Source organism: Brevibacillus sp. (assembly GCF_003521185.1).
Classification (GTDB): Bacteria; Bacillota; Bacilli; order Brevibacillales; family Brevibacillaceae; genus Brevibacillus; species Brevibacillus parabrevis.
In genome coordinates this window covers 27,789-42,528 of the sequence record NZ_DOTK01000042.1, presented here as the reverse complement: position 1 = coordinate 42,528, position 14,740 = coordinate 27,789, and the positions used below count along the sequence as shown (strand labels likewise).

Here is a 14,740-nt window from a genome sequence, read left to right as displayed (position 1 = left end):
TTAGCTTCGCATGGTTCTTCGTCTTTTTCGCAGTTCTGCTCTTTTTTGTCCCGCTTCCACGCTTGAACGGTTCACGGCAGTTGCTTTGATCTGCTCGGCAATCTTTTCGATCGTCGTATATTGGAAAAGCTCCACAATCGACATGTCGTGGGACAGCTCCGTCTGGATCAGCTCCTGCAATTGCACGATCAGCAAGGAGTTTCCACCTATATCAAAAAAGTTTTCGTGAATCCCGATGTTAGGCGCGCCAAGCAGCTTTCTCCAGATTTCCACGAGCTTTTTCTCGACCTCATCCCGGGCTTCTGCAAACAGAGGGCTGGCCTCTGCATACTGGCAATGCTGCTCCATTGCCTTCCAGTCCATTTTGCCGTTCGGGGTCAACCAGAACTGCTCGACGTGGAAAAATTGGGCGGGAACCATGTATTCCGGCAGTTTTTTCCGCGCGTACTCCTTCAATTGACCCATCGGGAGCGGCCTGTCTGCTGTGTAGTAGCAAACGATTTTGCTTGTCTCCCCGTCTTTTACCGTCGTCACGGCGATCTGTTGCAGCGCCGCCGCATCCCGGAGCGCATGTTCGATCTCGCCAAGCTCGATACGGTAACCGCGCACTTTTACCAACTGATCTCTTCTGCCGATAAATTCGATGTTGCCATCCGGCAAGTAACGACCGAGATCGCCTGTTTTGTAGCAAAGCTGGCCGCTGGCTCGCTGGATGAATGCTTGACTCGTCCGTTCCTCGTCCTGGAAGTAGCCGCTGGTCACATTTTGCCCGGCTACGTAAATTTCACCGATCACTCCCGGCGGGCAAACGTTGCCATCCGGCGCCAAGATCATGATTTGATTATTGGCAATCGGTTTGCCAATGAGCACAGCCCCATACGGAGCCTCTGCGTCTGCCTCTGGCTCCACTTGGTAGCTGGACACCCAGATCGTCGTCTCGGTCGGTCCGTACATGTTGCGAATGTCAGCGGACGGCAGCACTTGCCGTACTTGTTTGGCCAAGGCAAAGCTCCACGCTTCTCCGCCCAGCAGCACGTGTCTGATCGATGGCAGCACGAAGGAATGACCATGCCGCTCCTTGTTGGCTTTCAAATAAGTCGTGAGCTGCACCATCAAGCTCGGTACCGAATGCCAGATTGAGACCTGCTGCTGCTCCATGTACGCCAGCAATCGGTCCGTATCCTTGAGCCTGTCTTGCGTCAAGATGCAAAGACGCCCTCCGCTCAACAGCGCCCCGAATAGTTCAAAGACCGAGATATCAAAGCTGATCGAGGTGACCAGCATGAACACATCGTCGGCCCGGAGCCGGAAGTCAGCTATGCTCCACGCCAAAAAATTATGGACGTTGGCATGGGTAACCAGCACGCCTTTTGGCTTGCCTGTTGAACCAGAAGTGTACATGATGTACATCCAGTCAGCTCCGCTGCTCGTTGTCGGCGGATTGGACGTGGACAGTGCTTGCTCCCGGCGAGCGGCATCCATCGCGCTTGCAGCATGGTCCTCTTGGAACAGGCTCAGATTGACGAGCTCGATCTGTTGCTCCTGTCCGATTCGCCCCGCTTTTTCCAGCAAGCGATTTTCGGTCAGCAACAGCTTGGCTCCGCTGTGCGCGAGAATGTAAGCAATGCGCTCCTCGGGATAGCCTGGATCGAGCGGCACGTAGGCGCCACCCGCTTTCAAAATCGCCAAAATGCCCACGACTGTCTGGAAGCTTCGGTCGACCAAAATACCGACGGGCACATTTTTGCCGACGCCCTTGTGTATGAGCAGCCAGGCGAGCTGATTGGCCTGTTCGTTTAGTGTCTGATACGTCATTTGCTCGTCTTCGCATACTAGCGCGATCGCATGCGGCGTTTTTTGCGCCTGGGCTTCAAACTGCTTGTGGATCGGCAGAGGCTCCTGCCAGTCCATCTGCGCCCCTTGAAAACGGTGCAGCAGCTCCTCCGCCTCTGGGCCAGTCAGCAGGGCCGCTTCTTTGAGCGGGATTTCCGGGCGCTCCGTCACTTGTGCGAGTATGTGCAGGAAAAAGCGGGCAAACTGCCGGATCGTGCTGTCCGTATACAAGTCCGAATTGTACTCAAAGGAAATCTCGATTCGCTGATCGCTTTCCTTCGCGAGGCAACTCAGTTCAAACTGACTGATCCCGTCATTTTCCAGATGCAGCTTGTCAAAAAACTGGAACAGCACATTGTAGACGGGATTTCTCGCCAAATCACGCTCCGGATTGACCTTTTCCACCAGCAGATCAAACGGGTATTGCGCTTTGTCGATCGCCGCCCAAACCTTTTGCTGTACGACATGCTGCAGCTGTGAAAACGTAGAGATGTGCTTGAAAGAAACGCGAATGCACAAAGTGTTGATGAATATCCCCACTACTTCTTCCCATTTCTTTTGGTTTCTTCCAGCAGTAGGCACACCGACGATAATGTCTTCGTCCTGCGACAGCTTGTGCAGCAACAGGAAGTAGGCGCTCAGCAAAACATTGCTATACGTAATCTGCTCTTGCTCCGTGTGGGTCTTGAGCTTTTCATACAGCTCGCCGCCGATCTCGAACTTGTAATAGCTGCCGTTGTACGTTTGCACGGAAGGACGCTTTTTGTCAGCAGGCAACGCCAACGTCGGCAACGGCTTCGCCAGTTCGTTCAGCCAGTAGCTTTCGTGCTCCGTGAACTCCCCGCTGTTTTCCCAGTCTTTTTGTGCGGCAATCCAGTCAAAGTAATCGTGCTTCGCCTCGGCCAGCCTTGGCGACTGCTGCTGCAAAAACGACTGGTAAACGCCGAACAGCTCCCGGTAAAAAATATCGATGCTCCAGCCGTCCGTAAGAATATGGTGAAAATTGACGTAGAGGCAAAACCTCTCCTTGGCAAGCTGGTAAAGATAGATGCGATACGGAGGCGACTCCAGATCGAACGGCTTCATTTTTTGCTCGTGGATGCTTTTTTCCAGCAAAAGCGCCTGGTCTGTCTGTTCAGTGAGATTCATCACCTGGATAGTCGGACGGTACTCCGGCAACGCTTCCTGCACGGGACTTCCGTCTTTGAGCGTAAATCGTGTGCGCAGCATGACGTGTCGGGCAGCGAGATAAGCGACAGCCCGTTCCAGAAGCGCGACGTCAATCGCCATCTCATACGTGCGAATAAACGGCAGATTGTAGGCGACCAGCTCAGGAGTCATTTTTTGCAAAAACCAGATGCGTCTCTGCGCGTGCGACAGCGGCATGACCCGCTTGTCTGGAACCGCTTCTCTTGGCTTGGCTGCTTCTCCCCCGCTGCGTTCCTGCTGCTTCTGCCGGACAAACTCGGCCAAATCGGGAATGGTCAAATGCGTAAACACATCCTGTACCGACAAGGTCACCTGGCATTGCTCGTTGATCCGATTGGCAATCTTGATGCCCATGATCGAGGTTCCGCCCAGTTCGTAAAAATGATCGTGAATATCGATGGTCGGCATGCGGAAGACGTTGCCCCAGATTTGTGCAATCTGCTGTTCGAGATCGGTATAGGTGTCATCGGCTCTGCCCGTCAGCTCTACGTTTATCTCGACCTCCGGCAATTTGATCTTCGCCCGAATTTCGGGAGCCAGTGCGATCGGCAGCGCGTTGTTCCAGAACAAGTCATTGTCCGTATTGATTTCCCCGATGACGACGCTTGTCAGGTTCTTGTGCAGGACTTGCTCGAATGCCTTGATCGCCCGGCGAGGCGAAATGGAGCGAAAAGCAGCATCAAGGCTGGCGCCCGAATGTTTTGCCATGCCTGTATTCATCCACGTCGTCCAGTTGATCGTGATGATCCGCGTAGGCGAGCTTGCGACTCCGGAAAAAGCATCGAGGTAGCTATTGGCCGCCGCGTAATCCCCCAGGTAAATGCCCCCGACTACCGCCGCGATGGACGAAAACAAAACGAGAAACTCAGGCGGATTTTCGCGCGTCAACGCATGCAGATGCTCTGTCCCGCTAATTTTCGCAGCCAGCCCGGCCGAAAATGCCGCTTCGTTCTTGTCCACGAGCATGCCGCTTCCCGGCAAGCCTGCGGCGTGAATGATGCCGTCGATTTTTCCGTGGACGCGGTAGATGTCGCGTATGGCCGAGGCTATCTCATCGCGGTTGGCTACATCGGCGCTGTATGTATACACCTGGGAATCGTTGCTCTCCAAGCTTTTCAGTTGATGCAGCAACTTGCCCCATTGCTCGTGCTGGCTGAACTCGTCCCACAAGGAACGCTCGGGCAATTTGGTGCGGCTGATGAGAACCAGCTTTACCTTGTACGTGAGGGCAATATGCTTCGCAAGCTCCAGGCCGATTCCGCCCGTGCCGCCGGTAATGACGTACACGCCTTGCTCCTTGAAGCGCAGGCCGCTGTCGTCAACCGCTGACAAGTCCAACGGCGCCAACTGGGGATAGTATCTTTGACCAACACGATGCGCGATCTGATAATGTCCGGTGCTTCCCAAAGCTTCCGCCGCGATATCGCTGACAGTTGTAGCATCATCGAAGTCGATGCACCTGCAAGGCAGTCCGCTGTTTTCCTCCCGAATGACTTTTCCCAGCCCAAACAAGGCAGCAAATTCCGGCTGGACGCTGACATCGTCAGCCAGGACTCGCTGCGCGTTTTTCCCGACCAGGACGAGCTCGATTGGAGCAGAGCGAGTTTTTCCTAATGCTTTCGTCAAATAAAACAGCGCGTGCAAAAGCTGCCCGGCATCGGCATGTTCATAGTCGGGTCTTTTTCCGACGGCGACAGCGAAGACGACTTTGCTGAGTGCTGCCTGGCTTGTATCGCGAATGAGCTGGTCAAAATCGGCTTGCGAGCATGCCAGTCCATACCGGGAGGCGTTCTCCTGGCGATAGGCTGTCGTCGTCAGCCGGGCATGAACGACATGCTGGCTGCGCGCAGCGATGGCGTCGGCCAGCTCGTAGCCCCAATCGGTAGAGTCGGTAATGACCAGCACATTCTCTGTTCTCTCCGGTTGTGCGGAGAAAGGCTCGGCAGGGACCCACTGGATGCGCTGATAAAGAGCATGCTCGGCTGCGGGTAGTACGGATGGCGCTTCGCTCGCAAGCGCGCTGCTTCCCGCTGCGTTTGGCACGGAGCCGTTCGCTTGTTTGTCCGCTTTTGGCCAGATTTTGATTTTGTCAAATGGATACACAGGCAAGTTCAGCTTTTGCCGCGGTTGACGGTACACCAGCTCCCACGGGATCGACATCCCCGCGACGTATTGCTCCGCCAGCTTTTCCAGTGACGCTCTCGTCTGCCAGCCGTCACGGTCGGTCGTGGCCGACACGTCCAAGACAGCAAAAGAGCTGGCGGGATTGCCGCCGTCACGGCTGGATTCGGCACGCAGATAGAGGTAAATTCCTTTGTCTCTCGCTGCTTCTGCTTGGGACAAATCTGCCTGGCGCAACTGCTGCAGCAATTGTTCTTCGGACTGGAACACGAACGCGATCCGGTTCTCGTATTGCCCTCTGCCTGTGTTTGCTGTATAGCAAAGATCTTCAAGATTGGTTGATGGATGCGTATGCAAATAGGAATGGTAGGATTTCAGCAATTCAACCAGTGCTGGCTTGCTCTTGGCGGAGAGCGTCAAAAGATGAACTGGCGGCAAAAGCTCTGCTTCTGTCTCCGCTTCCAGACGGTCGCTTTCCGGCGCTTCCTCCACGACGACATGGCAATTGGTTCCACTGAAGCCAAACGAGTTGACCCCGGCACGAAGCAGTGCCTCCCCATCCGCTCTTTTCCAGTCTCTCAGCTCGGCGACGATTTCGACCGCAGCGTTTTGCGGATCGAGAAAAGGGTTTGCAGACTGATAGTGCAGCGTAGCAGGAATTTTTTTGTGCCGGAGAGCCAGCACGACTTTGATGAGCGAAGCCAGACCTGATGCGGCAACGGTATGGCCGATATTCGTCTTGACAGAACCGACCCCGCACACATGAGGCCGGGACGCAGCTTGTTGAAACGCGTCGTTGATCGCCTGCAACTCGATCGAATCGCCCAACAGCGTGCCTGTGCCATGCGCTTCGATATAGGAGATGGACAGTGGATCGATTTTGGCTTTTTCCCACGTGCGCAAAAACAGTTGCGTCTCGGCATCCGGATTGGGCGCGGTCAAGCCGTTGGAAGCGCCGTCTGCATTGACGCCGCTTCCTTTGATAACCGCATAGACGGGATCGCGATCTTCCCGCGCCTTCGCTAACGGCTTGAGCATGAGCGCTGTGATTCCTTCGCTCCAGATCGTTCCATCGGCATTTTTGTCAAAAGCCTTCACTCTTCCATCGGACGTCTCCAAATCGTGCAGCTTTCCGGTCACTTGCGGAATGACCATCAGATTCACCCCGCCGACCAGCGCCGTTTCACACTCGTTGTTCGCCAGAGCCGTGCACGCCTGATGCAAGGCGACCAGCCCCGATGAGCACGCTGTGTTCAGCACGAAAGCAGGCCCGCGCAAGTCGAGAAAATACGAGATCCGATTGGACAAAAGTCCTACCAGGGAACCGACAAGCGACGAAATATCTTCGTTTTGCAGCAGGGAGCGGTAATGAGACTGGTAGGCCGTCTCCAATCCGACAAATACGCCCGTGTTGGAATGTTTCAGTCTGGCTCCCCCATACCCGGCATCCTCGATCGCATGGTAGGCCGTCTCAAGAAACAGTCGCTGATACGGCTCCATCGCCATCGCTTCTTTGTGTCCGATATGGAAAAAAGAGTGATCGAAGCAGGAAATTTGATCCAAGTAGCCAGCTTGATGATTGGCGTTTGCCAAAAGCTCTTCCAGCTCTGGAACGAAGCCGGATAAATCGTGCAACCGCTCTTCCGGGAAATACCCGATGCTGTTTACCCCCTGGACCAAATTGTGCCAAAACTGCTGGGGATTGCTTGCTCCGGGGAAGCGGCAGGCCATTCCAATGACGGCAATGTCCTGACGGTGCTTTCGCTCTGGACTGCGATTCAGCTTTTCCAACATGGAAATCGCCATTTCCTGATTGAGATGTCCCGATTTCAGCAACTGCAAAATGCTGTCATTCATCTCTTTTCGGCTACTCATCTTCTTCTCCCCACGCTTTCTTGTCTAGGTAGTCCAATATGTTTTCCATCGAAACATCGCCCTTGATAAAGTCGCTCAGCTTGTCCTGCAAGGGAACACTTTCGCTCTCTCCGACTTTGCGGGACGGTTCGTGTGCATTCGGCTTGTCTTTGTTTTCGAGATACTCCGCCATTTTGGCAATCGAAGGATAGGCGAACAGCGTGGCGATGTTGATCCGCCCCGGGTACAACTGCTCGATTTCCTTGACGAGACTCGTCGCGAGAATGGAGTTTCCTCCCGCCTCCTGAAAAGACTGGTACACATTCGCTTCCGGTATCCCCAATACTTTTTGCCAAACAGCAGCCAGTTGCGTTTCTACAGCGCTGTATCTGTGGTCGTTTCGCCCGCTCAATATCGGCACAAGCGGCTGGACTTCCGTCGTCTGCGCAGCAACCGTCTGTGTGAACAAGCTGCTGATTTCCGGCGAAATCGAAAACGGCAAGTGATAGCTGTGCGTCTGAAAATGCGCCTCGTTCAGCTCGCCGACGATTACGCGCGAGAGTTTTCTCGTTAAAACGGCATCCAAAATCTCGATCGCTTGGTCCGGATGCATGCCGTGAAACGGCGAAGCTTCTTTCTGAATGCGGTATCTCCCCGCCATGCCAGTCTCGTTCCAGGCAGGCCAGTTGATCGTCACGCTCCGTTGGCCTTTGGCGTGCCTGTAATCGCTAAAAGCGTCCAAGTAAGCGTTGGCAGCCGTATAATCAGCCTGTCCAAGCCCGCCAAGCAAGCTGGTCACAGAGGAAAACAGGACAAAAAAGTCGAGGTTGTCTTGCTCGGTGTAACGATCCAAAAGCCAGGTGCCGACGACCTTTGGATCGAGCACGTGAGCTATTTGGGCTTGCCCTTTGTTGATAAGCAGACCTTCACCAGCCACACCCGCGCAATGGAAAATGCCATGGATCGCCCCGTACTGCTGGCGAATCATGGCCAAAGCAGCTGCCAGCCTGCGCTCGTCAGCCACATCAACCGTATACACCTCTACAGAGGCTCCCTTTTCCTCAAGGCTGCGGATTTGTTCGATCTGGCCCGCTAGTGCGGAATCAGGCTGTTCCCGGACGATTTCCGCCCATTGTCCGCGTGGAGGAAAAGCGCTTCTGCCGAGCAAGCACAGGTGTACTGGCCGCTTCCCAGCGAGATAGTGAGCGACTGCAAGCCCGATGTCGCCAAGTCCGCCCGTAATCAGGTAGACGCCGTTTTCCCGGATCGATACGTCCTGACGCTCTGCCTGTTGTAGCGTCTGCACTTCCAATCGTTCGACATACCGGACATTTTCCCGATACGCCACCTGGAAGTCTTCCTGTTCCGACACCAGCTCATGCCAAAGTGTAGACGGCGAAGTAGCGCTATCGAGATCGAAGCAGCGGCATTTCCATTGCGGGTACTCCTGGGCGATCACTTTTGCCATGCCAAACAAAACGGCATGCTGCGGCTTCAAGACCGCTTCCTGCCTGGTTACGGAAAACGCGTGGTCGCCCAACAGATACAGGTTGATCTCCTGGTGATACGACTGTTTCAACAGCTCGCACACAAGCTGGTAGAAGCTGTAGACGCTCCGGTTTTCCCACTCATGAAAGTCGTCCGCACACGCGAGCTTCTCCTCCGTCACGCCCATGCAGTGGACGATATGGCGAATGTCCCGATGCGCCAGCTCTTGCAGCAAACGCGAAAAATCGTCCGCCGAGCCGACCTCGTATCGATGATCGCTGCCTTTTTGAAAAGCAGCACCGAAAGCAACTTCGATGACATCCGCTTCCCGCGCTTGCAGCTCCTGGAGCAACTGATGACTCCTGTTGCCCGTTCCGCTCAAAAACAGCCACGTGCCCTTTTTCGCGCCAGCTTGCCGCAACGGCGCTTTCGCTTTGTCGTCGCGCACCCATTGCAGGCGATAAGTTACATCTGCTCGCGTAGCACCTTCGTGGTTTTGCGCCCCGATCCAGTGCCGAACCGACTCGTACGGGTAGGCTGGCAATTCGATGATTCGATGCTGCGCTTTTTCATACAGGCGCTGCCACTGGATATCTGCCCCGTCTGTGTACATGGCAGCGATGTTTTGCAGGCTGTCCAGCGCAAAAGCTGTCCCGGTTTCCTTGTATTGCTGGATCGTTCTTTCCGCAATCGCCGTCCGCTTTACTTTTTCTTCCTCCAGCAGTCCGTGTTCAGAGGGATCATTTTGGTCAAGGATGACGCGGCTCACCTTGTACAAAATCCCTTGCTCGGCGGCCTGCTGTCTATTTTCCAGCCCTGTCGCATCCGCGTACTGGCATTTTTCCCGCAGCTCGGCCTGGTCGCGGAACAAGATCGCGATCCTGTGCTCGTAATGTCCGCGAGTCGCATTGGCTGTATAGCACAAATTTTGCACATCGACCGCAGTCGTCTCGTTGAGATAGTTGGCGTAGCGGCTGATTAGCGCACGCAAGGAGCCTTTTGTTCTCGCCGACAAAGCCAGCAGGTGCCAGCCTTGCTTGTCCTCGCTCTGCACAGGGGCGGCAGGCGGCTCTTCCAGCAAAACATGGCAATTCGTCCCGCTGAACCCAAACGAGCTGATGCCGCATCGACGCGGCGACTCCGTTGCGGTCCAATCCTGCAGCTTGTCGTTGACGTAAACGGGGGAATCCGCAAATTCGATAAATGGATTCGGCTGCTGGAAGTTTGCGACCGGAGGCAATTGTCCATGCTTGAAGGCCATAATCATTTTGATGACCGAAGCCATCCCCGACGCTCCTACCAGGTGGCCGATATTGGCTTTTACCGTACCTACCCCGCAAAATTGCTTTTTGTCCGTGAATCTGCGGAAAGCGTTGGCGATGCCCTTCATCTCGATCGGATCGCCCAATCTCGTTCCGGTGGCGTGCGCTTCGATATACGAAATCGTTTCCGGATCGATGTCGGCTGCTCTCCACGCCTCGATCAATGCTTTTTCCTGCGCTTCCGCATTCGGTGCGGTAATTCCGTTCGACGCTCCGTTGTTGTTCATGGCCGAGCCTTTGACGACAGCGTGGATCAGATGGTTGTCGTGCACGGCCTGATCCATGCGCTTCAACACGACGGTGCCTACTCCCTCTCCCCACATCGTGCCGTTCGCCTGCGCATCAAACGGGCGTATCGTTTCATCTGCGGAATCAATCAGCGAATTGTGCTGGGTAGGCAAGTACGCCAAAGAAACGCCTGCTACAATCGCCACATCGATTTCTCCTGCCTTCAAAGCCTGTGCAGCCAAGCACATGGCTGCGAGACTGGAAGAGCACGCCGTGTCCACGACCAGGCAAGGTCCTTTCAAGTTGAGGAAATACGCGATCCGGCTTGCCAGTATCCCTGTCGAGCCAGAGGTAACCTTCAAAGGATGCTGAATATCAATCATATTGTTGTACTCATTGCGTCCAGTCGTATCTTTGCCGATGTACACGCCTGTTTTCGTCCCGAACAGGCTTTTCCCGCCAAGCCCGCTGTTTTCCACAGCTTCATACACGTTTTGCAAAAGCAGGCGCTGTTCAGGGTCCATCAGCTCGGCCTCTTTGGGCGAAATATGGAAGAAACTAGAATCAAACCGATCGATAGTTTCCAGGTAGCCGCCCTGACAGTAGGATTGGGCTGCGCTCAAATAACGGTCCGTGTCCTTTCTTCTGGAGGCGGGAAACGGCCGGATGGCATTGATGCCCGCGGTCAGATTGGTCCAAAACTGCTCGGCATTTTCCGCCAGCGGGAATTGGCAGGCATAGCCGATGATGGCGTACTCGTCCTTTTGCTCAGACGGCACAGTCTGGCCTGCTGAGAATGCGGTCCACTGTTCCAGCAGTCTTTTCGTCTCTTCCTGCGAATATTTGCTCTGTTTGTACCCTTCCAGGATCGACTCGACTGTAAGCGTGGCAGGTTCCGGCGCCTTCTGGCTGTCCAAGTAATTCGCCAGTTCAAAAATGGTCGGGTACAAGTAAAGGTCTGCCACGTGCAGCGTGCCCGGGTACTTCTCGTTCCATTGCTTGTACAATTGCGCAGCGTGGATCGAATCGCCGCCCAATTGATGGAACGTGTCGAACAGACTGATGGACGACAGTCCGAGCACCTCTGCCCACAATTGCGCCAGCTCTTTTTGCGTCGCTGTAAATCCGTCCTGCTCCTTGAGCGCCACAGGTACAGGTGCGGCAGCAGCTGTGCGCCCCGGTTTTGCCGTATGCTTGAACACGTCTTTTTTCACGTCATCCGCCAGACGGAACGGCCAGATGTGCGAAAGCTCCAAAAGCTCGTTGGCATGATTGAACTGGCCGACGATCGTTTTGAACAGTTGGCGGCGGAGAATGTAGTCGAGCGCTTGCAGCGCCTGATGAGTCGGCAGGAAGCGGAAAACGTGCCTGTCCTCTTGCATGGAGAGCCTTGCCGCCGTCTCTTCCCACGTAGCCCAGTTGATCGAAAGCACTTTTTTGCCTTGCCGCTTGATCACTTCTGCCCAGCCGTCCAAAAAGGCATTGCCAGTGGCATAGCCAATTGCCCCGCGTCCCGCGGTGACAGAAACCGCCGAGGAAAAGAACAGGTAAAATCCTGTGTCGATCCCCTGCGTGAGGGTGTACAATAGCCAGCTTCCGTATGTTTTCACGGCATGTCTGCGCTCAAATTCCACTTCGCTCATCGCCAAATCTTCGAGATCGCCAACGCCGACGCCCGCGCAATGAATGATTCCGTCAAGGCGCTGGTGCGTCTGGCGGATCGTCTGAATCGTTCGTTTCATGTCTGCTTCGTCGCATATGTCTACACAGTGATAGTCCAGCGTGGAGCCGAGCGCTTCCACAGCCAGCACCGCATTGAGTTTATCCGCCAAACTTTTGTCTGTCTGCTCCCGGACTACCGCTGGCCATGTCTCTTTGTCCGGCAGCATCGTCTTGCCGAGCACGATCAGCTTCACTTTGTTTTTCTGGCTCAGGTATTTGCACACTTCCGTTCCCAATTGGCCCAAGCCGCCCGTAATCAGGAACACATCGCCCGCTTTGACAGTAAATGCGTCTTCCTGTGCACCCGCCTCCGCCGCTCTTTCGATAATCTCGATGTAGCGGCGGTGCTGGCGCAGCGCTACGGAGTAATCCGTACCCTTCCGCTGTAGCTCCGCGAACAGCGGCTCAGGCTCGAAGCCGTCCGGGCTGATGTCGATATGGCGCATGGACAAGCCGTAGTTTTCCTGGCGAATCGATTTCCCGAGTCCGCCCAGCATATGCTGAAAAGGATCGCAGATCGCATCGCTCGGCTGCACGGCCTGGGCATTTTGCGTCATCAGGACGACATCCAGTTCTTTTGTCAGCTTCCCCGTCATCGCCAGCGCTTTGGCGAAAAGCAAAAGCGACCCTGCTGTCTGATTCATGGACGCTTGAAACGCCGTACGTGATTCCGGCAGTTCAGCGAGAGCCGGGGGCATAAATAAAATTTGCTCCAGTGACGAAAAATCAAGCTGCGTGCAAAGAGCGACGATGTCTTCAAGCGTGCGCGAAACTTGGAAATAGTCCGGCGACACTTGTGCAGAGCATGCTCCCAGCTCGACCGTAATCAATCGCTTGGCCTGGTATTTTTCCGAAAAAAGCGGCCGCCAACTGGCTGTATCTGCCGCATCGACGATCAGCAGAACGGTATCGCGAGCAGCGGGCTGCTGGTTGTCCATGTCGGCAAGAGCTTCTTCTTTCCAGACAGTACGATAAAAAAGCTCTGCTTCTGCTTTCTTGGGCTGCACGCCAACAGGCCAAAACTTTTGCCGTTCCAGTATATTTCCCGGCAATGACAACTTGCGGCCGCCTTGGTACAGCAGCTTCCAGTCCATACTCGCTCCCTTTATGTAAAACGACGCAACCTGCTCCCGGATCATTTTCCCGTCAGTAGTCTTCCCGAGCCATTCCTTGATCGCTTCGTTTGCTTGCCTATCTAACGATTTTTTCTCTCGTTCCCTGATTTCCCACGCTTCGACCGCTTGTTTGTTATCCGGCACGACCTCGTGCCTTTGGTAGCTGATCGCCGGGTTTTCCGTCCACGCGGATACGCTGTTCGCCGTTTTCAGCCCGTTCAGCTTCTCCAGCAAATCCTCGTAGCTGTCGAAACTAATCGTGGCCCGGTGGGAGTAATGGTTGCGGGACGAGCTGACGGTAAAGCACAAATCCCCCAGGTCGACGTCCCGGTTTGTTAGCAAAAACTGCTGGTATTCTTTTGCCAGCTCCTGAAGCTTGTGCTCGCTTCTCGCCGATAAAACCAGCAAGTAGCTGCCTTGTCCGTGACTGGCTTGCCGGACAGCCTTTGGCGGCTCCTCCAGCAAAACATGGCAATTGGTCCCACTGAATCCAAACGAATTAATTCCGATGCGGACAGGATGATCCTGCTGCTGCCATTTGGTCTGCACGTCATTGACAAAGACGGCTGAGTTGGCCAAGTCCATGTACGGGCTGGGCGACTGGAAATGCAACGAAGGCGGTATTTCCCCGTGCTGGAGCATCATGACCGCTTTGATTAAAGAGACAATCCCGGAAGCGCCCACCAGGTGCCCAATGTTCGTTTTGACGGAGCCAACCCCGCAAAACTGCTTTTTGGACGTAAATGCTTGAAAGGCGTTGATAATCGACTGCAGCTCGATGGAATCGCCCAATACCGTGCCTGTCCCGTGGGCTTCGATGTAACGAATCGTTTCCGGATTGATTTGGGCCTGCTTCCAGACGCTTTTCAGAAGCTCTTCCTGCGCCTCTCCATTCGGAGCTGTAATGCCTTTGGACAGACCGTTGTTGTTGATCCCGCTGCCTTTTATGACCGCGTACACGACGTCGTTGTCCGCAAGCGCCTTTGACAACGGCTTCAGGAGCAGCCCTCCGCCACCTTCGCCCCATACGGTGCCTGTCGCCTCCTTGTCAAACGCCCGAATCTTCTCTTCGGCGGATTCGACCTGATCCAGCGACCCGTCTTCCTTGACTGGCGGAAAATAGAAAAGGCCGCTTATGCCGCCTACAAATGCCATGTCACATTCATTTCTGCGCAACGATTCGCAAGCAAAATGAAGCCCTACCAAACCGGAGGAGCACGATGTATCGAAGACGATGCTCGGCCCTTTCAGATTGTAGACATAGGAGATTCTGCTCGCCAAAATCCCCGGCCAGGAGCCGGTCAGGCTAAAAATATCCGGGCTGACGTAATGGCGGTACTCGATCCCTGTCACATGGTCTTTCCCGATAAAAACGCCTGTCTTCGAGCCGATGATATCCCGGGTCTCGTAACCGGCATTGAGCAAAGTCTCATAGGCAAGCTCCAGCATGATTCGCTGATAAGGCTCCATGGACAGCGCTTCTTTCGGCGAGATGCGAAACATGTCTGGATCAAAGAAGCTGATTTCGTCCAAATATCCGGCCTTTTTAAAGCGTTTATGGGCAAATCGCTGGTCGGAAAACAACGCCTGTCCATCTTCGCGGCGATGGACAGGAAAGTCGTCGAGGCATTCTCTTCCCAAGCGAATGTTTTCCCAAAACTGCTGTACCGTATTCGCCTTGGGAAAGCGTCCCGAGATGCCGATAATCGCGATCTCGTCAGTCTTGGCTTCGCTTGCTTTTTGCAGGCTCGTGATGTATTCCGTCGCTTCCTTGGCCGATAGCTTCTTGGCTGCGACCAGCTCGTAAATGTACTTCTTCAATTTATCCATCTTCGTATCACCGCTTAG

General features: G+C 54.6%; 2 protein-coding genes. Both read right to left on the bottom strand.

From position 1 onward, the window contains the following. The gene (locus DEP07_RS12405; protein WP_287102548.1) at nt 1-7,038 is read right to left on the bottom strand and encodes a non-ribosomal peptide synthetase; all 7,038 of its coding nucleotides are present in this window, start codon (nt 7,036-7,038) and stop codon (nt 1-3) included. Then, nucleotides 7,031-14,722 (bottom strand): SDR family oxidoreductase, encoded by a 7,692-nt coding sequence (locus DEP07_RS12400; RefSeq protein WP_287102547.1) that lies wholly within the window; start codon nt 14,720-14,722, stop codon nt 7,031-7,033. The genes DEP07_RS12405 and DEP07_RS12400 overlap by 8 nt, the downstream gene beginning before the upstream one ends. Nucleotides 14,723-14,740 lie beyond the last annotated feature (18 nt).

Coding starts and splice junctions, on each gene's coding strand:
- DEP07_RS12405 (WP_287102548.1), bottom strand. CDS start 7,038: ATGAGTAGCCGAAAAGAGATGAATGACAGCATTTTGCAGTTGCTGAAA.
- DEP07_RS12400 (WP_287102547.1), bottom strand. CDS start 14,722: ATGGATAAATTGAAGAAGTACATTTACGAGCTGGTCGCAGCCAAGAAG.